We start from the raw sequence: 22728 nt of genomic DNA, 5'->3' as shown, positions 1-22728 counted from the left end.
GTGGTGGGAATTGCCGCCCCGGAATCGTTCTGGTTATCGATTACGAATACGATCCACGGTGTTCAGCACCGACAGGCGTACGGCACCGCGCAGGCGCTGCTTCAGGGTCTGCCGGTGATGGGTTGCGAGCGCAGCCGGGGCCTCGTGCGCTTTCGCGAATTGTGGAAATAGCGCAAGAGCGTTGCTGCGGAAGACCGCTGTCTTCTGCTGTGCGTTCCAGAAGGACAAGGTCTCCACGCCATTGACCTGCATGGCCGTGACCGGTGCCGGGGCAAAGGGGAAATCGCTGCCGAACAGGATATGGCTGTGATCGACCAGTTGGCCCAGCGCCGCCATGGCGTAAGGCGATGGCGACAGGGCCGTGTCGAAATAGAACCGTCGCATATAGGTCAACACCCCCTGCGGGGCCTGTTTGGCGAATTTCGGCATCATGTTGGCCAGCGACAGGCGCCAAGCGGCGTAGGGCAGGAAACCGCCAGCATGGGCAAGGATCCAGCGGATACGCGGATACCGCTCCAGCGTTCCCGTCAGGATCAGGTTGAGTGAGGCGCGGGTGGTGTCACATAGGAACTCCATCAGGAATCCCGGCATGTCCAACCCCAGTTGTTCGCTGCTGGGATGCAGGTTGGGGTGGATGAAGACGATGGCGGACCGCCGGTCCAACTCGGCCATCAACTCCTCGAACCGTGGATCGCCCAGGAAGATGCCGTCGACGCTGCCCAACAGCACTACACCGGCCGCCTTCAGCACATCCAGCGCATGGACGGCCTCGGCGCAGGCCGCCGCAGTGAAGGGCATGGGGAGGATGGCGAAGGAACCGAAGCGGCCGGGGTGGCGCACGGCCATGTCGGCCGCGAATTCGTTGCAGGCCCGCGCCAGAGACGCCGCCTCCGCCCCCCCTGCGAAGCGGACGCCGGGCGCGGAGACGGAGGTGATCGCCGTCTGGATATCATGCTCTTCTAGGATGCCCAGGGACATCCGGGGATTCCATTTGGGTACGGGTCCGCCGGCCATGTCGATGATGCCATGGCGATCCAGGGCCGCCAGCAGAGCGGGAGGCAACACGTGATGATGGACATCGATCCGGCCGGACAGGGAAGCCAACTCGCTCATGCAACTCTCATCTGTTTAAAATGAAGCCGGAAAGAGGCCCGATACGCGCCGGCACGATGGGGTAGGCATTGGCCTCTTCCCGCAGGAAACGCGGAAACAGCTCCGGCGGCGGCGTAGCCAAGCTGCGGATGCAGCGCCGACGATTGAGGTGTACGAAAAGCCTGACGCGTGTTTCCGGTCATCGGAAATACGCTCTAGGCCCGCCAGATGAGGGTGGGGCCCGGCATATGACGCCCGTCATCGACGCCGATCTCCCGCGCGATCAGCCGGTTGAGCTTGGCATTCATCAGCAGGATCAGATCGCGAACCTCTTCCGGCCGCGTTGCCAGATTGCTAGTCTCCCCAGGGTCCGAAACGGTGTCGTAAAGTTCCAGATCGTTGCGGGCGATCAACGCCTCCCAGCTTTCAGGCGTATTATGGTCGGTGGGAGCGAAATAGCGGGCGAATTTGTACCGTCCGTCGAAGACGGCCCGCATCTGTCCCCGTTTCGATAAGGATGAGCGGAACCTCGGTGTGGCAAGGGACAGAATGCTGAAGGAATTCCCTTTCTGCCTGTCTTCCTCGAAGGCCAGGGCCGCCACATGGTCCTGGTAGATGAGGCTGGTCCAATGCATCAGCAGACCGCCGCCGCCGTCACGCGGCGATGGGGCGCCGGGTTCCAGAATCACACGACTGAGATCCTGCCCGACAAGTCCGGGGGCCTGTGTCGCAACGACGGAGGACGGCACCCCGGCCAGCCCCAGCAGCGTTGGGGCCATGTCGATATGGCTGGCCAGCGCTGGCGTGTCTCCAGCGCCGGCCCGCTGCGGATGGCGCACCAGAAGCGGCACCTGGACGGCTTCACGGTAAGGCAGGACACCCTTGCCCCGTAGCCCGTGCACGCCCAGCATCTCGCCATGGTCCGCCGTGAAGATCACGATAGTGTTGTCTGCATGACCATTAACATCCAGAGCGTCCAGCAGACGCACGATGTGCGCGTCGCTCTCTCGAATGCAGTTGTAATAGTAATTGACGAACTCCAGCGCCGCGCCCTCATCCTCAAAATTCAGTTCGCCGAGCGCGTAATGGTCGGTCAGGGAATATTCCGCCGCGGCGGGAAGCCGGCCATCCTTGGGGGATTTCCCGAAATTCGCCGGCAGCGGATAGCCCAGTTGCTCCTGGTAAAGCGGCGTGTCTGGCGGGCGGGCCAGGCTGTCCGGATATAGAATTCGCCGGGTGGCGGTCATTTCAGGGCCGGACGTATAATACATGATGTCGTGCGGGTTGAGGATATTGACCGCCGCAAACCATGGTCCACCGCCGGGCTTGCGGCGCTCCAGGAAGGCAACGGCCCTGTCGGTTGTGCCGCCATCGTCGTCATGCCCGCCCAGCGGCCCGTCGATCTCATGGCTGGTGCCGACCTCGTGAAAACCGTAGCGTCGGATTTCCGCCTGCACTTCGCTTTCCGGCAGCGGTTGCTTGCCACGGCCATGCAGCTTGCTTAGATGCCACTTGCCGAAATAGGCGGTGTGATAGCCTGCAGCACCCATCAGGGTGCCCAGCGTGGGCACGTCCCCTTTCAGGGGCGGCGCATAGGGCAACGGCATATTCTCCCACACGCCGTTCAACTGCGAATGTTGGCCCGTGTAGAGCATGGCACGCGCCGTCGCGCAAACCGGCGACGGTGTGAAGGCACGACTGAAGGAAAGGCTCTGCCGTTGCAGCCGCGCGCGGCCCGGACAATGGCGCTCAATGAAGTCCGGCGGCAGCAGCGACCATGCCTGTTCCTGATCGCTGGTCACCAGCAGGATATTGTAAGGTTTGCTCCCCGGCGCCGGCGGCAGGTGGAGATCGGGCTGGGTTTTGGGGCGGGTTGCCGCCCAGACGCCAACGGCACCGGCCGTCGTCAGAACGCCGGCACCGGCAAGAACCTTGCGACGGGAAAATTTCATGACCGGCCCCATGAATGCCCGTAACAGGACGCCCGCTCGACAAGGGGGCTGGGACGTTCAGACCTGAAACGCCTTGCTTGATAAGCCATGTTTCCTCCGATTTCGTGATTGAACTGTTTTGTCATTATTTAGACAAACATGATCAAAAAAATCAATGGCGTTTACTTTGATGCCAGCGTAATTATGCGCCGTTATGAATAGCAGCCCCAAACGATCCATGACCGCCGCCCGCCGCCGCATGCGTGAAGCGGCAATCCGTCTGTTCGCCGAAAAGGGATCATCCCAGATCTCAATGAGCGAACTGGCGCAGGCCGCCGGTGTGGCGCGCGGCACGGCGCATAACAACCTGGAATCGCCCGATGCCTTCTTCCGGGAAATCGCCAGCGAACTGGCGGAGGAGATGAACGATCGCATCACGATCAGTTCGGAAGGCATTTGCGATCCCGCCCAGCGTCTGGCCTTTGCCATCCGCTTCTATGTGCGTCGCGCGCATGAGGAACCCGACTGGGGGCGGTTCCTGCTGCGGTTTGCCATCAGCGAGCAGGCGTTGCAGGCGATCTGGCTCGGCCCTCCCATGCGCGACCTGCTTGAAGGGCAGGAGACTGGTGTTTTCGATTTCCGTATTGATCAGACACCGTCCGCCGTTAGTTTCATTGGCGGCAGCGTGTTGAGCGCCATAATGCTTGTTCTGGATGGTCACCGTACCTGGCGGGATGCGGGCCAGGATGCTGTGGAACTTGCGTTGCGCGCGCTCGGCATGCCTGGCGAGGTTGCGCGTGGCCTCGCTGGTCTGGAACTGCCGCTGCTGTGCGAGTGGCCCGCCACGCGGAAGGGCAAAGGGAAGCCAGCCGCGGCTTCGCCCCAAGGCTGACAGCACCGTCAGGCCACGGTCTGTCAGCACCCGAAATTGCCGGCTGGCGGCCTTCCGCAACCTTTCGGTCACCTCTTGGCCTGATCTGGACATTTACCTAGGCCGCGGCGCCGATCCGGGGGCGCGGTTTGATCATGTCGGTTCCCGGTGCACCAGCCAGCAGCCGCAGCGTCTCCGCTACCAGCTCTTGCGCGTCCGAGACGGGGCCGTCAGTCATCACCACCCTGTCCGGACGGATGACTGCCACCCATCCCACCGGTGCCGCCTTGGGCACCAGCACGCCTTCAAGATCATCGAACACCGGAATGGTGGTCCGGGGCCTCTGGCCCGCGTGGCAGAACTGAACGATCCCGTATCCGCTTTCGATCCAATGCCGGAGCAGCTCCGCCGGCAGGGTCCGGGCCGGATCGACCCCGAAGCCGACAAGGGCGAAACTGCTTCCCAAGGCCCCATCACTGCGGATGATGGTGCCGTCCGCAGCACGTACCCAAGCCTGCGGAACCTGTCCGCCCCGCACCAACCCACGTGCAGCACGGCCCGGCGTAAACAGTCCGGTCCGGTACCGGTTCTGGGGCTTGACGCCCAGATCGTCGAAGAACCGTCGCAATCTCGGGATCACGCGTATCATGCGGATCGCGCCATGAACGGCTATGGCGCGGGCAGCATTGCGCGGCATCACCAGATTACCCATCAGCTTGGCCAGGGCGATCATGGCCTTTGCGTGCGGACGGCGCTCGGCATCGTAGCTGGCCAGGATGCCGGGAGCGGCCCGGTCCTGCAGGATGGCGGCAAGCTTCCAGGCCAGATTTGCTGCATCACGCAGGCCCGCCACCAGCCCCTGGCCCACGAATGGCGGGGTGATGTGGGCGGCATCTCCGGCCAGACAGATACGACCCTTGCCGAAACTGTCGCAGCAGCGGGCATGGAAACGGTAGACGGCCCGCCGCTCGATCTTAAGTTGATCGACGGTCAGCCACGGGCGCAAAAGCCGCGCGACATTGGCGTCGTTCTCCATCGTTTCCCGGGTTTCACCGCGTGCCAGCATGAATTCCCAACGCTCACGCCCCCCGGGGGCGGGCATGTGCGGGGTCGGCCTTTTGGGATCGCAGATGAATTCGATATGGTCGATGGGCTTCGGCACGTTCAGTGCGTCGATGATCAACCAATCCTCCGCATAGGTCCGCCCAACAAATTCCTGGCCGATCACACCGCGCACAAAAGACGCCGCACCGTCCGCGCCAATAAGATAGGCGCTGTGAATACGCGTCTGGTTCCCCCCACGGTCACGTAAAATGGCGTTCACCGCCTCTCCCGCATCCTCAATCGTAACAGCCTCATGGCCCAGCAGAACCTTGATGCAGGGAAGGGTCTCAACCTGACGGCGCAAGGCGGCCTCCAGTTCCGGTTGGGCAAAGGTCACCAGTTTTGGGTGACCATCGATGCTGCCAGCCGTGTTCACATGACCGAATTCCCCCAGAAACGGCGAATGCATCTTCACATAGGGGATGGCCATCCGTGGAAAGGCATCGTCCCCCAGTCCGGCCATCTGCAGGATGCGAAGCGCCTCATTATCCAGCGCAATGGCGCGCGGCTGGACAAACGGGGTTTCCGCCTTGTCGATGATGATCGTGGGAACATTGTAGCGGCCCAGCAGGCAAGCCAAGGCCGCGCCGACCGGTCCATATCCGACGATCAGCACCGCGGTGCGCATCTCTTCCATGCTGTTCATGTGTCTCTCACGTGCGTGCGACAATGCGTTGGGCAAGACTGGGCGCCAGCCGGTTCAGCAGGGGAAGGAACCGCGCCTTTCCGGGATAAATGGTCGCCACGCCTTTGCTGGCCGCCTTCAGGGTTTGAGCCACCACCCGTTCGGGTGGCATTTTGGCGACCTGCCGGTGCCGCACCGACGGGGTATCTACGACAGGCGGACAGACCTCCGTCACCGTGATGCCCAAAGGCTTCAGATCATGCCGCAATGTTGTGGCCAAGCTGTGCAGAGCAGCCTTGGACGCGGAATAGAGCGGCACACGCGGCGACGGAACAAGGCCGTAACCCGAACCGACAACTACAAGGGCGGAGGGGGCGGCGCGTTTCAGCAGCGGCAGGAACTCCGCAATGAGGTTGACGGCACCCTCGAAATTCACCCGCATTTCTGATGTCAGGTCGGGGCAACGGTCCATCACCCGCAAATCGACCTCGCGCGATCCGCCGGCATTACTGATCAGCAGATCGATGCCGTCCCGCTCCCGGGCAACGGAAGCTGCGAAACGCCGGACGGCACTGCGATCCGTCACGTCGCAGGTGATCGCGCGAACGTCGGGACAGGCATCGGCAAGACGGTCAAGGCGCGAAGGGTCCCGCCCGCAGGCATAGACTACATAGTCCTGGTCCAGCAGCGCCTCGACAAAGGCCCGGCCGATACCGGAGGAACCGCCGCTGACAATGGCCACGGGGGCGCCCGCGCGCTTCGAGCCAGTCACCGCTGCACGCTGACGTCACAAGGAAAAGCCAGTTGCCCCAGGGAGTCGCGGATACCGTCGCGACTTGCCGTGTCGGCGGCCACGACCTTGATCACCATCCCGCGCCCCGGATCATCCACCACTTCCAGCATGGAGGGTTTCAGTCCGGCACCGGCGAGCAGACGTTCTGCGACATGCAGTATCTCGCGGCGTTTCAGGGCCGGCTTGAATACCTTGCCGACCGGCGTCAGCGGCATCTGGTCGATGATGCAGACTTCCTTGGGCACCGCCGCCCGTTCAGAAATCGCCGACTGGGCGAAGGCCAGAAGCTCGCCCGGCATGACCGTGATCCCGGCCCTTGGCTGGACATAGACGACCGGCAATTCGCCAGCGTGAATATCGGGCCGGCCAATAGCAGCGGCGAGTTGCACGGCGGGATGGCTGTGGAGCGCATCCTCGATCACAGCGGGGTCGATATTATGGCCGCCACGAATGATCAGATCCTTCTTCCGGCCGGTGAGCCAGAAATAGCCATCCGCATCCTGGCGGGCCAAGTCACCGGTGTTCAGCCATCGGCGGCCGTCATCCAGATCGATCCACAGGCCGACATTCTGTTCCGCCCGGCGGTAGCCGTCGAAGACGTTGGGACCGCTGACAACCAGCAACCCCACCTCATCCACCCCACAATCGCGGAGATAACGGCCGTTCTCGTCCAGATGAACCGCCTTCATCAACTGTCCAGGCAATCGCAGCCCGATGGAGCCGACACGACGGTCGCCGGACGGCGGATTGACGCTGGACACGCAGGTGGCCTCGGTCAGGCCATAGCCCTCCAGTATCTTCAGCCCCGTCCTTGCCTGGAAATCCCGAAACAACTGCACCGGCATAGGGGCGGCCCCGCAAAGGCCGTATTCCAGGCTATCGATCCGCCGGCCGTCGATTGGCACCTGCAACAGCGCCGCATAGAGTGTGGGTACACCGCTGAAGAAATTGATCCGGTGACGCTCAACGATCTCCCAGAACCGGCCAATGAGCCCGTCGCCGCGATAGCCCTGCGGCGTGCCGAGGACAACATGCGCCCCTTGCGAGAAAGGTGACAGGCCGGTGACCATGACGGCGTTGACATGGAAAAGCGGCAAGCCACAGAAGATAGTCTTGCCCGTGCCGAACCCGTTGCCCATGAAGCGTGCGACCGCCCAGGCGTTGGCAACCTCCGCACCATGGCGGCGCATGGCGATCTTCGGCACACCGGTGGTTCCGCCGGTACAGAAAAAGGAGGATGCATCCTCCGGCCTGATCCGCCGACCGCTGACCAGCCGGTCGCCAGGCTGGCGCTGCATCAACGTACCGAAATCATGCACCTGGACCGATGACGGAACGGCACCGGCCAGACCCGCCGGACCGGCTTGTGTCCGCACCGCCCGCCTTTGGACCCATCGGGCCGCGATATGCCGCCAGCCGCGCACACGGTCGGCAAGATTGACCAGGACCAGATGACGGATCGCAGGAACCCGCGGCAGGACGTCCCGGACCTTTCCCCACAGGTCGACACCCGGAAACGGTGCCAAGGTGACCAGGATGGAGGCACCGGTCGCGTTCAGCAGATCCACAAAGGCGTCCGGTTCCAGCAACGGATTGATCGGTGCCACAATGCCCGCGGCCTCTCCACCCCAGATGACGAAATGCGTCTCCGGTAGGTTGGGCAGGATGAAGGCGATGACCGTGTCCTTCCGCGCGCCAAGACCGTGGAATAGGTTCGCGGCGCGGGTGACATCTGCGAAAAGACGGCGGTAGCTCCAGGTCTCCGGAAGTGCATGGTCCTGCACACGCAGAAAGAAGCTCAAGGCAGGGGCGTCGGGATCGATCCGTTTGCCCTGCCTCAGCAGGTCATAGGTATTTTCCGGCCAGGTCCGGGGCGGTCCCTCCGCCTCGATCGACAGGACATCGTGCAGACACGCCACGCCGCTCATACTGCCGTCTCCGCAACTATGCGGTTCCGCTGCACGCCTAAGTCGATGCGGCCATCGGCACTGCGGATGCGGGCTTCCACCACGTCCCCCGGCTGAAGATATTGTGACCGACGGGCCTGCCCCTTGGCAAAGAGCGCCCATTTCAAACGCTCGGGCATCAAACCCGCGATGCGCTGCACCAGCGGTCCCGGAATGGAAAGCGCGCATCCCGCCGGCGTGCCAGTGGCCAGCAGATCACCGACCGCGAAATCCTGAACGGCTGACAGCTCTCGCAGGGTTTCCGGCGGCCGGAACACCATGTTGCGGGTGCTGTCCTTCTGCCTCATTTGCCCGTTGACGGTAAGGCTGAGTTCCAGCTCATAGAGGGCCGGACCGTCTTCAGGCTCGAACAAACAGAGATACGGCCCCACCGGCCCGAACGTGCGGAAGCTCTTGCCCTTGTAGAACTGCATTTCGGGGATCTGGATGTCGCGAGCCGAGTAATCATTGACGACGACGGCACCCGCAATGAAGTCCAACAGGTTCTGGTCGGTGACCGTCACAGGACCGGTGATGTCGCGTCCCAGGATCAGTCCCAGTTCCACCTCGTAATCCAGCAGCCGGACCCGGTCGGGACGCACCACGTCCGCATCCGCCGCCACGATGCAACTCGGCGCCTTTGTGAAGATCATATTGTATTTCTTCACATCCGGGTCCATGCCGGAATCGATCATATGCTGGCGATAATTGGCGCCCTGGCAAACGAACTGCTGATTGTTCGTAACCGGCGATAGCAATTTTATCGACGCCAGCGGCAGCGATTCCCCTTCAAGCTGCCGCAACGCCGCACGGGGAACGGCACGCAGGAAGTCGCCCGTGGTCTTGAAACTTCCGACTATGGGAATGACGGCGCCGTTGCGCACCAAGCCCCAGGAAATCTCGTCGCCCAAGCGATACCGGACAATGGTCAGTGCCATGATGGTTTCCCAAATATTTGGGGGAGCGGTGGTGACCAGCCGAACAATTTCGTCAGCGTGATCGTTTTTCAGGAGGAAGTATCCGGGCTGTGCCGCGGATTGCAGCGCAGAGCCCGCAGATCGGAAAAGTTCATTTTTGGTCTGCCCCTACGGCCAGCTTTTCGCTTCGAAGCACGGTGAAGCACTCATGATAATTGAACATATATGATCAAATTTGATAAAATAAGTCCATAAAAAACCGACCTGTCAGGATCTGGTAGCCCGGCTACGCTCCACCTGTGCGCAGCAGCGGTTGCCACTGAACCCGTTCCCGATAAATCCGGCATATCGGGAACGGGATTGCTAGGCACGCGGCAGATCAGCGCCGGATCATTTTTTCCTGCCGCTCCGCCGTTGCTTTTCATCATCAGTATTTGATTCCCACCTGCAGGCTGATGGTGCGCGTTTCCTCCGGAATGGCGATGACATTGCCAACAGGCTGCAGCGGGGCCGGGAAGACGAAGCCGAAGGTGCGCTCATTCGTCAGGTTCTTGCCCAGCAGCCGCAGGCTCCAGCCATTCGCCATGCTTTCCACCCCGATACCGGCATTCAGCTTCGTCGTGCTGGCGATAGGAATGACGTTGCCCTGGTTGCGCTGGCCGATCTCACTTGAGCGATAGACAATATCGCCATAGGCGGACAGCATCAGATCATCTGCAATCCGGGGGCTGTAGGAGGCACCGACGACACCGGACCAGCGCGGGGCGTGGGTCGTTTTGTCGTCCAGGACCAAGTCCTTGGCCCGAGCATAGGTATTGTTCCAGTAGAAACGCAATTCGCGGCTGGGCGCCCAGGCTAGTTCCGATTCGACGCCGTAGGTGCGTAAGTCAGTATTACCCACCTCGAAGCTGGTGCCATTGAATCCCACCAACTGGAAGTCGCGGATTTTGGTATAGAAGGCGGCGGCGTTGAGCGTGACCGAACGGTCGGCGAACTGGCTCTTGAAGCCACCCTCCGCCGTGCGGGCCCGTTCGGAGTTGTATTCCGACCGGTCCAGGCGCGAGGCCGACTGGGCGAAGCCGCCGGCCTTGGTGCCCTGCCCCACGGAACCATAAAGCAGCATGTCAGGCGTCATCTGGTAGGAGAGGCCGAGCGATGCATCGACATTGCCTTCCGACCTTTCCATGGAGAAGGGCGCGAAAGGCGGCAGAATGACCGTGCTATAAATGCCGGGTGTGATGACGCGGCGGCCCAGATCGACCGACTTCGTTTCATGTGTATAGCGCAGGCCCAGCGACAGCTTTAGGTCTTCCTGAAATTTGGCATCGGCCTGCCCGAAGGCCGACCATGCTTCATTGTCCTGATAGAAGGCGGTGGCGGTGGTGCCCAGGATGGCGGGCGACGGGGCACGGGCGGGGGAGTTGGAATTGGTGACGGTGTCATTGTCGTAGCTGCCATTGAGGTACAGCGCGCCGGCAATGAACTCGACCCTCAGGTCCTGGGGAGAGGTGACGCGCACTTCCTGCGTGAACTGCTTGCTATCATCATTGACCTTCTGCCAGCCGTAATTGCCTGGAAGGTAGGAGGTATTGCCGGCCGTATTGACGTCAGACCGGGTGAAGCCGGACTGTGCCGTCAGCGTGTAGCCACCCAACGCCCAATTGATAGTCAGGGAGCCGCGCGTGGCGCCCTGTTCGCCGCGATCATCGCCGATAACGCTGGAATAGACCGCAGTGCGCCCGTCCAGATTGCCCTCGAACACACCGGGATAGCCAGCCAACGCAGCCAACGCACCTGGCACCGCCGTAGCCGCCACGAATTCGGCATTGGTGCCATAGCTGTCGGAACTGAAGGTTTGCATGGCGGCTGTCACATCCACATCGTCTGACGGATTCCAGACGGCCACCACACGCCCGCCCTGCGACTTCTGGCGCTGGGTGCGCTTGGCGGTGATGGTGTTGTAAAGGGCGCCGGCATAATCGTCGTAGAAGCCGGCGACACGAACCTTGAACGCCTCGCCCAGCGGCAGATCGACACCGCCCTCGACACGGTCGGAACCCTGTTCGAAATCATGGGTATAGAGTGCATTGGCGGCGAAATCGTCGCCGGGCTTGCGCGTCGTCAGGTTCACGGCGCCCAGGCTGGTATTCTTGCCCAGCAGTGCCGCCTGCGTGCCCTTAATCATTTCCAGACTGGCGGCATCGAACATTGAATTGGCGAATTCCCGCGCCCGCGCTGTGAACACACCATCCACGAACATCGACACCGAACTGTCGAATGATGGATTGCCCGGCTCCGATCCCAATCCGCGGATAGTGATCGAATAGGCACCGGGGCTGGGGGCTTTGGAGATATTGACCGAGGGCATGACCTTTGAAATCTCGGTGAAGCTATTCACCGCCTTGGCCGTGATGGTCTCCATGTCCAGTTGGGTGATGGTGGCGGGCACCTTCTGGCTCACCTCACTGCGCTTGCGCGCGGTCACGACGATCTCCTCCAGCGTCACCTCATTCGCGGCGACGGCGGCTTGCTGCGCCTTTGCCGGCAAAGCCGCCAGAAGCCCCAGCAACGTAACGGCAGATATGGATGCAAACTGTGCATGACGGACGATCATGATTTCCTCCCTGACTCCCAAGCTGGTTGCTTGGTGTATGTTTTATATATTCTGTAGAAAAATATGTTTTTTGACGTTCCGTCAAGATTAAATGGGGCTGTCGGTTCCTTCTCGTACGGCGGCGGGAACCACATGCCGGTCGATGATCAAGGCGCCTACCATGGCCAGGGCAAGGGCTGTGACCACCATGAAGCCAAAGGCAACGGCATTGCCGCCGTCCCCACCCAAGGCCGCAGCGGCCCCGAAGGCTACGGCGACGGCCCCCAGGCGCGACATGGCATTTGCCGTCCCTCCGCCCCGAGCCCGGCTTTCTACGGGATAAAGTTCCACGCACAGCACAAACTGCACCGACGCGACCGCGCCAACCCCCGCTCCGATCAGCACCAGGGCCACGAAGACAGCGACCGGCAATCCCGACATGGCGGACAGGGCTGTCGCCAGCAACACTGTCCCCGACATAACCAGGACGATGGCCAAGACCAACCCACGCTTGGACCCGATGCGGCGAATGGCGGCCGCCATGCCAAGAGTCCCCACAATCAAGGCGGCATTCAACGCGAAGGATCCGGCCACAGCCAACGATACAGAGAACCCATGGCTGGCCAGCAGCGTCGGCACCCAATGCAGGAAGGCAAACCCGGCATAGCCCGAGGCAAGCGCCAGCACCCAGAGTCCCGTGGTCCGCCGCACATAGCCAGGGGCCAGCAGACCAGCACCCTTTGGCTTCACCGCCTGACGAACAGCGCGCAGGAAATCCGGCGATTCATGCAGCAGGAAATACATGGCGGCACAAGCCAGCAGCGTCAGGCCGCCGGCACCCATGAAAGTAGATTGCCAGCCATAGGCGGGCAATACCACCGAACAGACCGCCGCACCCAACACCCCGCCCAAAGGCGTTCCTATCGTGGCCAGGATGATGGTTTGTGCCCGCCGCCGCTCCGCCACGGTCTCTGCGATCAAGGCGAAGGCGTTGGGATAGAGCGCGCCATAACCGATACCTGCCACCAGGCGCAGCAGCACCAGTTGCGGTACATCTGCTGCGAACCCAGTGGCCAGAGTCAGCACGCCGGAGACCAGAAGGCTGACCAGAATGGCCGGCCGACGGCCCATCCGGTCGCCCAGCATGCCGCCGATGGCCGCCCCGACGGTCATGCCGGCCAGTGCCGCGGCCAGGGCCGGGGCCAGGGCCGCCTTGGAAATGCCCCAGCCATCAATCACCTGTGGTGCGGCAAAAGCCATCAACTGGATATCCGCACCGTCGATCATCAGCGCCAGGATGCAAAGAGCCAGCACCAGACCCGGACGGCCGGGCGTGGCGGCGTGCTTCATATCAGCGGGCATGCGCCCTTCCTCCCTGAGAATTTTGTGGACACACTGTATAAAAAAATATTTATTTCAACAAGCGGCAGCGCGAAATCCAGCGCACAAAAGAATATCGCGCCCACAAGGATGGAACCGGTCGCCGGTTGAAGAGGTGTGAATGGCCAAGGAAAACATTGATTGGACGAAGGTGACGCAAGCTGTACGCACCGATGTGCGGCTGCGGGCGACCCCGAATCCGGTGGCACGCGCCGTCGATATCGCCCATGTGCGGTTTTCCCGCCAGGACGTTATGAAGCAGGGTCGTTTCCTGGCCGATTTCGGCCTGCGAGAGGTCCCGGGTAGCGATGGTTGGCAGGCGTTCGGCGGTACCGGCGGCTATGGCCCCTGCTACCTGCTTCAGCAGGGCGAGGATGCGTTCATGGGGCTGGGCCTTGCCGTTTCCTCACGCGCCGATCTGGAAAAGCTGGCAGCCCAGCGCAACGCTTCGGGCATTGAGCCGGCGCTGTGCTGGCCGGGTGGGGAGCAGGTCCGTCTGACCGATCCGGCCGGCAACAGTGTGTATGCCGTCCATGGTCCCTTCGTCGAGGCCGCGTCGCCGCGCCCGCCGCTGAACCAAAATCTGGACAATGTCCTGCAGCGGCTGAATGACATGCAGCGTCCGCCCGAACAGGCGGCCACAGTGCTGCGTCTGGGCCATGGCGTGCTTGGGGTGGTGGATTTCTTCCGCTGCGTGCGCTGGTACATGGATCATTTCGGCCTGGTGCCATCGGACATCCAGACCATCGGCGAAGGCGATCCGGCCTTGGTCTTCATGCGCTGCAACCGGGGGGACATGCCGGTCGATCATCACACCGTGGTGATAGCGCAGAATGTCCTGAACCTGTTCAGCCACGCCGCCTTCGAATGTATCGACCTGGATGACATCGCCATGGGCCAGGAGTGGTTGATGTCGCGGGGTTGGAAGCATGCCTGGGGCGTGGGACGCCACCTGCTGGGCAGTCAGATTTTCGACTATTGGCGCGACCCTGTGGGCGACAAGCTGGAACATTTCGTCGATAGCGACAAGTTCACCGCCGACAAGCCGGCCGACGTCTCGCCGCTGAGCACCGGCGGGCTGTACCAATGGGGCCCCCCCGTTCCGGCCGATTTCGAGAAGCCGCGCATGACGCCTTCCCTGCTGTGGAAGGCCATTCGCAACATCCGCGCCAGCGAGGAAATGACATTCACGCGCGTGAAGGATCTGATGCGCGCCGTCGCCACCCCGCCTCGCCCCTGGCATTGAACCGGAGCCACACATGCAACCGACTGTTACAGCAACGGGCCCGTCCACGGGACCTGGTGAATGGGATGTGCTTGTCGTCGGTGCCGGCCCTGTCGGTATGGGGCTTGCCATCGAACTAGGCCTGCGCGGCATGAATGTGCTGCTAGTGGAGCAGCGGGAACGCGCAGGCGCCGCCCCTCGAGCCAAGACCACCAATGTCCGCACCCGGACCATCCTGCGTCGTTGGGAACTGGCAGACCGGCTGGCGCAGGAAGCGCCGCTGGGTCTGGATTATCCCAGCGACATGCGTTTTGTGACCAGTCTCGCCGGTTATCCGCTGGCCACGTTCGAAAACGCCTTCTCCACCGCGCCTGTGCGGGCGGACACGCATCCCGAACATGGGCAATGGGTGCCGCAATATACGCTGGAACGCATCCTGCGGGAGAAGGTGCAATCCCTGCCCACTGTCAGTCTGCACATGGGGGTGCGCTTCCTGTCCTTCCATCAGGATGAACATGGGATCCATGCTACCCTGGCGGACGGCAAGGGCGAGATGCAGGTGGAAGCCCGCTATCTTGTCGGAGCCGATGGCGCGCGTAGCGCCGTGCGGGAGGCGATCGGGGCGCGGATGGAAGGTCGTCATGGCTTCTCCCGCCATTTCAACATCATCTTCCGCGGCACCGGTCTGGCCCAGGCGCACAAGCATGGCAAGGCCGTCGCCTATTGGCAGGTCGGTCCATCCGGGTTCAGCGCCGTGGGCCCCATGGACAAGGATGATCTCTGGTTCTTCGGCTGTGCCGCCGAGGGTGAAGCCACGACCCTGACAGATGAAGATGCAGCAGCCCGCATCCGGACCGCGACGGGCATCGACCTTCCGTTCGAAATCGTGGCCAAGGATTTCTGGGTCTCCAGCGAGTTGCTGGCCGACCGCTACAGCAAGGGCCGTGCCTTCCTGGCCGGCGATGCCTGCCACCAGCATCCGCCCTTCGGCGGCTATGGCATGAATATGGGCATCGGTGATGCGCTGGATCTGGGCTGGAAGCTGGCCGCTACCTTGCAAGGCTGGGCCGGCGACGGGCTTCTGGGTAGCTACGAGGCGGAGCGCCGTCCCGTTCATCGCACAGTGATTGACGAGGCGGTGGCCAACCACCCCGCCTCCCTGCCCCTGGACATGCTGTCCGTCATTGAGGAGGCATCACCGCGCGGAGAAGCAGTGCGTACCGGCGTGGGGGCGCGGATCGCAGCGACGAAGGGGCGGGAATTCCATACTCTGGGTACTGTGCTGGGCCTCTCCTATGCCGGCTCCCCCATCGTTGCAGTCGATCCCGAATCCCCACCCGCGCATGATGCACAGAATTATCGCCCCAGCGCCGTTCCCGGCTGTCTGGCCCCGCATGCCTGGCTGCCCGACGGGCGCTCGCTCTACGACCTTTTTGGCCCAGGCTTCACCCTTCTGGCGGCACCCGAAGCGGCCGGGTTGGCGGCTGCGCAGGCCGATGCCGCGCGGCTGGGCGTGCCGCTGCGCATCGTGCAGCCGGACGGGATCGACCTGCGGGCACTCTATGGCGCCAGGCTTGCCTTGATCCGTCCAGATCAGTTCGTCGCCTGGCGCGGTGACGCCTGGCAAGATGTGTTCCCTTTGGTCACCGGCCAGTGACCAACCTTGCTTACCGATGAGTGCTGTGGCAGATAGATAAAAAGTTAAATTACGAGATTATATATGTTTACGGCGGTCCAGACGGAAACGGGTCAGGAAGGGCAGCGCAGCCAGACCGGCTGGGCCTATTCAGTGATCCGTGGCGACATCATTGCCGGCCGCCATCCGCCCAACAAAAAAATGAAGATCCAGGACTTGGCGGCAGAGCTAAAGGTCAGCCCCGGTGCCGTGCGCGAGGCCCTGTCACGCCTGGTTCCCGAACAGCTTGTGATCTCGCGAGAGCAGCGCGGTTTCATTGTGGCGCCCCTGTCGATCACCGACCTTGAGGACCTGACGGCCCTGCGTTGCGAGATCGAGGCAATCGCCCTACGCCAATCCGTGGTCAAGGGTGACCTGCGGTGGGAGGCCAATCTGGTGGCGGCCGCCCACCGGCTGCGCTCCGGGGTAAAGGCAGGAGGCAACGGTGACCGAGCCAGCATTGAGGAATGGCGTGACAGCCATGCTGCCTTTCATGCCGCACTGATCGGTGGCTGCGGCAGCCAGCGCCTGATCGCCCTGCATGCCCAGCTTTACGAACAGTCCGAAAGATACCGCATGCTGTCGGTCTATGTGGAACCCAAGCGCAATGTGACGGGCGAGCATCAGGAGATTGTCGATGTGGCGCTGAAACGCAATGCCGACAAACTGGTGGACGTGGCTGTCAGTCATATCCGCCGCACCACGGACCTGATCGTCAAAGCCGCCGCCAAGCAGGGTCTGCTGGAGGCTTGAAGGACATGGGCTGACATTGCAGCCCATGTCCTTGCGTTCATCCCTGCAACATGCACCGCAGATCGGCCTTCGACACCTTGTTCAACGTCGATCGCGGGAGGTCGTCGACCAGCCTGACCTCGTGCGGGCGCTTATAATCAGCCAACTGCTCCTCACACGTTGCCACGATGTCGGCGGTCAAGCCTGCGACATCCGTGCCGTTGTGCGGGATGACGAAGGCCACGGGCACCTCGTCCAGCATCGGATGCAGCCTGCCGGCCACGGCAACCTCCCGCACGCCCGGTACCATCATGATGACACGTTCGATCTCGGAGGCGGCGACATTCTCACCCCCCACCTTCAGCATATCCTTGGCGCGCTCCACGAAGAACAGCGTGCCATCCTCACCCAGCCGCACCCGATCACCGGTGATGAACAGCCCGTCCGGCGTGAAGGATTTCGCCGTGGCATCGGCATCCCCAGCATATTCCATAAACAGCGAGAGACCCCGCTGGCCGCGCACATAGAGATCGCCGGTCTCGCCCGGCGAAACGGGCTGCATGCCGTCGTCCAGCACCAGGATTTCATAGTAGGGCGAAGAGAAGCCCATACCCATCGGAGCGGCCGGCCGTGTCGGTGAACTGACAATGCCGTGGGAGATCGTTTCCGTCATGCCCCACCAAGTGACCATCGGCACCCGGAAATGCGCTTCCAGCGCCGGGATGCGGATGGCGGCACCGAAGAAGCGGAAACTATGCCGCGCCGGCACCGGATGCTCAAGCAGCGCACTGGTGCAGAAAGGTACGACCGACGTCCAGGTGCAGCCATTGCGCAGTGCCACCTCCCAGAAGCGCGAGGCGGAAAAACGCGGCTGCAGGACGACGGTAGCTCCTACCCACAGCGAGGCCAGCACCGAATAGACCTGGGCATTGGTGTGGATCAGGGGCAGGAATACCAGATGAACGTCGTCGGGCCGCAAACCCTCATGCATCGCGGAGACCTGCGCGCCCCATAGGCAATTGCCATGCGACCACAGCACCGCCTTGGGCCGGGCGGTGGTGCCGGACGTGTACTGGATGGCGAAGGGCCGGTCGGGGCGCGCCTCCAGCGCTGGCAGGGCGGTGGGATCTCCTGCCAGATCGCCCATCCCCTGACCCGCCCGCACAACATGCAACCAGGCACCATCCGCCAGACCCGCTCTCACCGCAGCCTGGTATGCCGGCTCGGTGATCGCGCCAACGGCCTGGCAATGCCGGGCGAAGTAGGCAATGTCGCTCACCGTACTACGGGTGTTCGTGGTGACGGCAACCGCACCGACCCAGCCACAAGCCAGCCAGGCCATGAGGAACTCCGGGCAATTCTCCAGATGGATCAGTACATGGTCGCCCGGTGCCACACCACGGGCCACCAGACCGGCCGCCACCACCTTCACCTGTGCCAGGAAAGCCGCATAGGTCCAGTGGGACCGCATCCCATCGACCTGCACTCCGTCGAACGGTTCCCATACCAGAAATGGATGGTTGCCGCGCTCCTGCGCGTGCCGTGCCAACAGGGTGCGGACATCCTGCCCGGCGAATTCCGTCTCTACCATCACCATCGGTCACCCCCGCAGACGCAAGCTGTTCTCGATATGACCGAGGCCCGCGATCTCACAGCGGACCAGATCCGATGGCTGGAGGAACCGGCGGGGATCCATGGCGGCCCCGATGCCGCCCGGCGTGCCGGTGAAGATCAGGTCGCCCGGCTCCAGCGTCATCGCATGCGACAGGTGCTCGATTTGATCCCACAGGTTGAACACCAAATGGCTGGTGTTGGAGTTCTGCCGCAGTTCCTCGTTGACCCAGCATTTGATGTCCAGCGCGTGTGGGTCTGTCACCTCGTCCGCCGTAGTGATCCACGGACCGATCGGCGCATGGGTATCGAAGGATTTGCCAAGCGACCATTGCGAGGAACTGTGCTGCCACCGCCGTTCCGTCACATCATTTCCCACGCAATAGCCAAAGATCGCGCCAGGGGCATCGCCGCGGCCGATGTCGCGCCCGCCGCGGCCGATGATCGCCACCATCTCCACCTCGTAATCGACGCAGGACGGCTCGTGCGGGATCTCCACCGGGTCATAGGGACCGTGGATGGCAGTCACCGCCTTGGTGAACCAGACCTGCTGCTCCGGTGTGCCCAGCTTTGATTCTGCGATATGGTCGGCATAGTTCAGGCCGATGGCGAAAATCTTCCCGGGCCGCGCCAGGGGGGCCAGCACGTGCACCTCGTCCAGTTTGATCCGACCGGTGGCCCGCCACGCAATCTCGCGGGCATCATCGGCCAATCTGCCCCACCCGGCGATCAGGGCCCCCATATCGCCCGGCGGAACCGGCAGGGCCGACAATGGCACCACGTCGCCCTCCACCAGGGCGCCCAGCACAGCAGGTGCACTGCCCACTGAATATCGCAGCAACTTCAACGCTTCCTCCATAGCCGCCACAGAGCAGGGTCGGTGGCCTTATCCCGTTCGAAGCATATGATAATCGATTTTCTAGATAAAAAACTATTTTTTTGCACTCCCATTGACGTTCGTAAAAAATTTGACATGGCAAAATATATTCTTTTTAGTGCTATCGCAGATGATAAGAGTTCGCGACAAGGCGGACCGGCCAGGAGGTTTCCCCAAGCGCAGGCGAACTGCTGATCTGCTTCGCGCCGCCTTCGCGGGCAGGGGCCGGTATGACCTTCGCTGCGCCGAACCACGCGGTCTATCAGGAGAAAACAAACATGATGAATGTAAGGAAGTTCACCCTGTTGGCGTCTCTGACGATTGTCGGCCTTTGCGGCCCCGTCCTGGCTGAGACGGCGGAAACGGCTTTCATCACGCTGGGTACCAATTCCGGCCCCATCCCCAATTCCAAGAGGTCGGAACCCGCAAACCTGCTGCGGGCCGGCGGGCAGAACATCCTGATCGATGTCGGCGATGCCGCAGCCTGGCAGTTGAGCAAGGCGGGCGTCTCCCTGCGCGAGATCAATAACGTCTTGCTCAGCCACCTGCATTTCGATCATACAGGCGGTCTGTTCGCCTTCATCAGCCAGCGCTATCAGATGATCGAGGCCAGCCCGGTGACAATCTATGGACCTCCAGGCACCAAGGCGCTGGTGGATAGCATCACCACCGGCATAGCGGCCGCCACCCGAGGCGGCAACAACATGCGCGGCTTCTTACAAGGCGGTCCAGCTGATAACATCAACGTAACAGAGATCGCCGATGGCGCACAGTTCACAATCGGCGATGTGAGGTTGACTGCCGCCCGGAACAGTCACTATGTCGCCACGCTTGGCGGCGACGACCCGCAGGCGGTCTCGCTGGCCTTTCGCTTCGATATGCCGGCCCGTTCCATCGTCTATACTGGCGATACCGGTCCCAGCGAAGCGGTCGAGAAACTGGCCAAAGGCGTCGATCTGCTCATCTGCGAGATCATGGACCCTGAGATCGCGCTGAAGAGGGTTGGCGCCAACCGACCCGGCGTCCCGAAGCAGGTGACGGAAATGATCGGTGCGCATTTCCGCCGCGAGCATGTATCCCCGACCGAAGCCGGCCTGATGGCCACGCGGGCTGGTGCGAAGAAGCTGGTCCTGACCCATAACGCCCTCCCGGATGAGGCGATTGGGGATGCAGGCAAGGCCATTTCCCAGAACTACAAGGGGCCCTTCGTTTTCGCCAACGATCTGGATAGTTTTTAAGGCGCCCGCCCACACCTCGACAGCCAGCCCGCCCAGCGCCGCTCTGCGCAGCAGGTCGCGGCGACACATCCTCATTCCCCGCCCTCCATCTCTTCGACAGGGTGGGCACCGCCCCATTGCTGCCAGGCGGCCGCCATGGTGGCGACCCGTTCCGCCTGCGCGGCTGCCGGACCCGGATTTGTCACCGGCGGTCGGCATTTTCCGGATTTATGATTGATAACAATTAATTACCCTTATTTTGGAGCGATCGAGAATTTACAGGGTGTTTTTCGGGATACGGTTTACGGATCATGGTCGGCGGGTGGTCATGGTGGCGTTTGACGGGGGAGAAATCACCTCGGATGCGGGCGGTTTGCTGCTGCGTGAGGTAGCCGGTCGGCTGAATTTGTTCGGGCGGATGGCCGCGTGCTTCGACGACCGGCGCAACCGTAAGCAGGTGACGCATCCGCTGGCCGATCTGCTGGCTCAGCGGGTCATCGCCATGGCGCTGGGATACGAAGACCTCAACGATCACGACCTGGTGCGCCACGATCCGCTGTTGAAGGTGACGGCGGCGGCCAGGCCGCTTGTGCCGGGTGGCGCGCCGCTGCCGGCGCTGGCCGGGAGTTCGACGCTGGGTCGGCTGGAGCGGAGTTTCGAGGAGGCCGACCGGCGTTATCACAAATTCACCGCTCAGCCGTCGCGCCTGCAGGATCTGTATGTCGAGCTGTTCACAGGCAGCTACGCGACAGCGCCGGAGCGGATCATCCTGGACATCGACGCGACGGATATTGAAACGCATGGCCATCAGCGGGGCAGCTTCTTCCACGGTTATTATGAGCATCGCTGCTTTCTGCCGCTTTATATTTACTGTGGCCCGCATTTGCTGCTCTCCAAGCTGCGCCCCGGCAATGTGGACGGTGCCGAGGGAGCCAAGGCGGCCATCAAGCGGGTGGTGGGCAACATCCGCCGCCACTGGCCCAAGATCGGCATCCTGGTACGCGGGGATTCCGGGTTCGCGCGCGCGACCCTGATGAACTGGTGCGAAGCCAACGGCGTCGATTATATTTTCGGCCTGCCGCGCAACGACTATCTCCTGCATAAGGCCCGCAAGATCCGCTCACGCGCGGCGATGGCATTCCTGCCCACGGGCGAAACGGCGGAACTCTTCGGGAACTTCCATCACCAGACCCGCTCGGGCAGTTGGACCCGGCCCCGCCACGTGATCGCCAAGGTGCTGCACCGGTCGGAGACGGAACAAAGCTGCCGGTTTCTGGTCACCTCTCTGGACTGGAACGCGCCTTCTGTCATCAAGGCCATGGCCCAGGCCCGCGACAGGGCGGAAAGCCAAGGGGATAAGCCGCCGCGCGACCGGCTGGCCCGGACAATCTACGCGGCGCTGTACTGCCCGCGCGGCGATATGGAGAACCGGATCAAGGACTGCCAACTTGATCTTTTCGGATACCGGGCGGCGGCCCATGCCTTCAAAACCAACCAGACCCGGCTGATCCTGGCCGGGTTCGCCTAGCGGATCCGGATTTCCATGCCCGACGCCTGCCCTGTCCAGCACATCTTCTTCACCGCCTGGCGCGCCCTGGCCTCCCCGTGACCTCCGCTCCTTCCAGCAAGCGAAAAACGGCCGTCTGATCAAGGGGCCTGATCGGAATGATGAGGCGCGTCCACCCTCAAAAAGATTTTCGTCCTTTGGTTGCTTTTGGCAGGATTATGTCGACGCCGGATTTCATCCCGGTTCTGCACCAAGCCCTGGGCCGAAAAATCGTACCCCCAACCCGGCGCCAGAGACCAATTGCGACCGATTTCCCCAGGCAAAAAATTCACGTGATGAATCCGGGTGAATCGCCGTTACCTACGCTCAAATTCACTTTCTTCCGTTACCTATATGTTACCTGCGGGGTATGTGATAGGGTGGCCCAGAAACGACAAAAGCCGTTGATCCCTTTTGGGGATCAACGGCTTAGCCATGGATGCGGGGACAGGATTTGAACCTGTGACCTTCAGGTTATGAGCCTGACGAGCTACCGGGCTGCTCCACCCCGCGTCAGAGGGGATATTTTCCCCAATTGGGAACGCCGGCCTTATGGGCCGGCGTTAGAGTTTTTGGATTTCGTGAAGTTTTTT

The 22728-nt window shown here is 62.2% G+C and carries 16 protein-coding genes, 1 tRNA gene and 1 pseudogene; 6 read left to right on the top strand and 12 right to left on the bottom strand.

The features are described from left to right. Nucleotides 1-33: 33 nt before the first annotated feature. Nucleotides 34-1113 (bottom strand): amidohydrolase family protein, encoded by a 1080-nt coding sequence (locus KBA48_RS22520; protein ID WP_292910610.1) that lies wholly within the window; start codon nt 1111-1113, stop codon nt 34-36. Between the two features lie 194 nt (nt 1114-1307). After that, entirely contained in the window at nt 1308-3044 is a 1737-nt protein-coding gene (locus KBA48_RS22515; RefSeq protein WP_292910608.1) for a sulfatase-like hydrolase/transferase, read from the bottom strand. 217 nt (nt 3045-3261) lie between these two features. Between KBA48_RS22515 and KBA48_RS22510 the strand changes: the two genes are divergently transcribed. Beyond that, nucleotides 3262-3915: a TetR/AcrR family transcriptional regulator gene (locus KBA48_RS22510; RefSeq protein WP_292910606.1), complete on the top strand. Its 654-nt coding sequence runs from the start codon at nt 3262-3264 to the stop codon at nt 3913-3915. 97 nt (nt 3916-4012) lie between these two features. On the opposite strand, the gene KBA48_RS22505 is transcribed toward KBA48_RS22510, so the two are convergent. From KBA48_RS22505 to KBA48_RS22475, 7 genes are all read right to left on the bottom strand, one after another. Continuing rightward, entirely contained in the window at nt 4013-5644 is a 1632-nt protein-coding gene (locus tag KBA48_RS22505; RefSeq protein WP_292910604.1) for a bifunctional 3-(3-hydroxy-phenyl)propionate/3-hydroxycinnamic acid hydroxylase, read from the bottom strand. A 7-nt stretch (nt 5645-5651) separates the two neighbouring features. Next, nucleotides 5652-6365: an SDR family NAD(P)-dependent oxidoreductase gene (locus KBA48_RS22500; protein WP_292910602.1), complete on the bottom strand. Its 714-nt coding sequence runs from the start codon at nt 6363-6365 to the stop codon at nt 5652-5654. 26 nt (nt 6366-6391) lie between these two features. Beyond that, on the bottom strand, nt 6392-8344 hold the full coding sequence (locus KBA48_RS22495; RefSeq protein ID WP_292910600.1) for an acyl-CoA synthetase: 1953 nt from the start codon (nt 8342-8344) through the stop codon (nt 6392-6394). After that, a complete protein-coding gene (locus KBA48_RS22490; RefSeq protein WP_292910598.1) occupies nt 8341-9300 on the bottom strand; it encodes a fumarylacetoacetate hydrolase family protein in 960 nt (319 codons plus the stop codon). The genes KBA48_RS22495 and KBA48_RS22490 overlap by 4 nt, the downstream gene beginning before the upstream one ends. A 185-nt stretch (nt 9301-9485) precedes the next feature. Then, entirely contained in the window at nt 9486-9707 is a 222-nt protein-coding gene (locus tag KBA48_RS22485; RefSeq protein ID WP_292910596.1) for a hypothetical protein, read from the bottom strand. Continuing rightward, the gene (locus KBA48_RS22480; protein ID WP_292910594.1) at nt 9707-11893 is read right to left on the bottom strand and encodes a TonB-dependent receptor; all 2187 of its coding nucleotides are present in this window, start codon (nt 11891-11893) and stop codon (nt 9707-9709) included. Before KBA48_RS22480 ends, KBA48_RS22485 begins: the two co-directional genes overlap by 1 nt. Nucleotides 11894-11980: 87 nt before the next feature. Then, on the bottom strand, nt 11981-13234 hold the full coding sequence (locus tag KBA48_RS22475) for an MFS transporter (protein WP_292910592.1): 1254 nt from the start codon (nt 13232-13234) through the stop codon (nt 11981-11983). Nucleotides 13235-13373: 139 nt separating this feature from the next. On the opposite strand from KBA48_RS22475, the gene KBA48_RS22470 reads away from it, so the two are divergent. The 3 genes from KBA48_RS22470 to KBA48_RS22460 all read left to right on the top strand — a co-directional run bounded on the left by KBA48_RS22470 (nt 13374) and on the right by KBA48_RS22460 (nt 16905). Then, nucleotides 13374-14498 carry a VOC family protein gene (locus tag KBA48_RS22470; protein WP_292910590.1) on the top strand — a complete coding sequence of 375 codons (1125 nt, stop codon included), beginning with the start codon at nt 13374-13376 and terminating at the stop codon, nt 14496-14498. 13 nt (nt 14499-14511) lie between these two features. After that, nucleotides 14512-16134, top strand: coding sequence for an FAD-dependent oxidoreductase (locus KBA48_RS22465; protein ID WP_292910588.1), 1623 nt, complete (start codon nt 14512-14514; stop codon nt 16132-16134). Nucleotides 16135-16197: 63 nt separating this feature from the next. After that, nucleotides 16198-16905 carry a GntR family transcriptional regulator gene (locus tag KBA48_RS22460; RefSeq protein ID WP_292910586.1) on the top strand — a complete coding sequence of 236 codons (708 nt, stop codon included), beginning with the start codon at nt 16198-16200 and terminating at the stop codon, nt 16903-16905. A 37-nt stretch (nt 16906-16942) separates the two neighbouring features. Here the strand turns inward: KBA48_RS22460 and KBA48_RS22455 are convergent, their stop codons facing one another. Both KBA48_RS22455 and KBA48_RS22450 read right to left on the bottom strand, forming a co-directional pair. After that, a complete protein-coding gene (locus KBA48_RS22455; protein ID WP_292910584.1) occupies nt 16943-18481 on the bottom strand; it encodes an AMP-binding protein in 1539 nt (512 codons plus the stop codon). Between the two features lie 3 nt (nt 18482-18484). After that, nucleotides 18485-19342: a fumarylacetoacetate hydrolase family protein gene (locus KBA48_RS22450; RefSeq protein ID WP_292910582.1), complete on the bottom strand. Its 858-nt coding sequence runs from the start codon at nt 19340-19342 to the stop codon at nt 18485-18487. 260 nt (nt 19343-19602) lie between these two features. Between KBA48_RS22450 and KBA48_RS22445 the strand changes: the two genes are divergently transcribed. Both KBA48_RS22445 and KBA48_RS22440 read left to right on the top strand, forming a co-directional pair. Further along, on the top strand, nt 19603-20610 hold the full coding sequence (locus KBA48_RS22445) for an MBL fold metallo-hydrolase (RefSeq protein WP_292910580.1): 1008 nt from the start codon (nt 19603-19605) through the stop codon (nt 20608-20610). Nucleotides 20611-20872: 262 nt separating this feature from the next. Continuing rightward, a pseudogene (locus KBA48_RS22440) lies at nt 20873-22114 on the top strand (IS1380 family transposase); the annotation flags it as partial. Nucleotides 22115-22571: 457 nt separating this feature from the next. Here KBA48_RS22440 and KBA48_RS22435 read toward each other — a convergent pair. After that, nucleotides 22572-22648, bottom strand: a tRNA-Met gene (locus KBA48_RS22435). Nucleotides 22649-22728 lie beyond the last annotated feature (80 nt).

This window comes from Niveispirillum sp., from assembly GCF_017996735.1.
In the GTDB taxonomy this organism is placed as follows: domain Bacteria; phylum Pseudomonadota; class Alphaproteobacteria; order Azospirillales; family Azospirillaceae; genus Niveispirillum.
Note: the sequence above shows the minus strand (reverse complement) of the source record. Positions and strands in the feature narration are given on the sequence as shown.

Bases quoted from the DNA above. Each gene is read 5' to 3' on its own strand.
- KBA48_RS22520 (WP_292910610.1), bottom strand. From the start codon at position 1,113: ATGAGCGAGTTGGCTTCCCTGTCCGGCCGGATCGATGTCCATCATCAC.
- KBA48_RS22515 (WP_292910608.1), bottom strand. From the start codon at position 3,044: ATGAAATTTTCCCGTCGCAAGGTTCTTGCCGGTGCCGGCGTTCTGACG.
- KBA48_RS22510 (WP_292910606.1), top strand. From the start codon at position 3,262: ATGACCGCCGCCCGCCGCCGCATGCGTGAAGCGGCAATCCGTCTGTTC.
- KBA48_RS22505 (WP_292910604.1), bottom strand. From the start codon at position 5,644: ATGAACAGCATGGAAGAGATGCGCACCGCGGTGCTGATCGTCGGATAT.
- KBA48_RS22495 (WP_292910600.1), bottom strand. From the start codon at position 8,344: ATGAGCGGCGTGGCGTGTCTGCACGATGTCCTGTCGATCGAGGCGGAG.
- KBA48_RS22490 (WP_292910598.1), bottom strand. From the start codon at position 9,300: ATGGCACTGACCATTGTCCGGTATCGCTTGGGCGACGAGATTTCCTGG.
- KBA48_RS22485 (WP_292910596.1), bottom strand. From the start codon at position 9,707: ATGATGAAAAGCAACGGCGGAGCGGCAGGAAAAAATGATCCGGCGCTG.
- KBA48_RS22480 (WP_292910594.1), bottom strand. From the start codon at position 11,893: ATGATCGTCCGTCATGCACAGTTTGCATCCATATCTGCCGTTACGTTG.
- KBA48_RS22475 (WP_292910592.1), bottom strand. From the start codon at position 13,234: ATGCCCGCTGATATGAAGCACGCCGCCACGCCCGGCCGTCCGGGTCTG.
- KBA48_RS22470 (WP_292910590.1), top strand. From the start codon at position 13,374: ATGGCCAAGGAAAACATTGATTGGACGAAGGTGACGCAAGCTGTACGC.
- KBA48_RS22465 (WP_292910588.1), top strand. From the start codon at position 14,512: ATGCAACCGACTGTTACAGCAACGGGCCCGTCCACGGGACCTGGTGAA.
- KBA48_RS22460 (WP_292910586.1), top strand. From the start codon at position 16,198: ATGTTTACGGCGGTCCAGACGGAAACGGGTCAGGAAGGGCAGCGCAGC.
- KBA48_RS22455 (WP_292910584.1), bottom strand. From the start codon at position 18,481: ATGGTGATGGTAGAGACGGAATTCGCCGGGCAGGATGTCCGCACCCTG.
- KBA48_RS22445 (WP_292910580.1), top strand. From the start codon at position 19,603: ATGACCTTCGCTGCGCCGAACCACGCGGTCTATCAGGAGAAAACAAAC.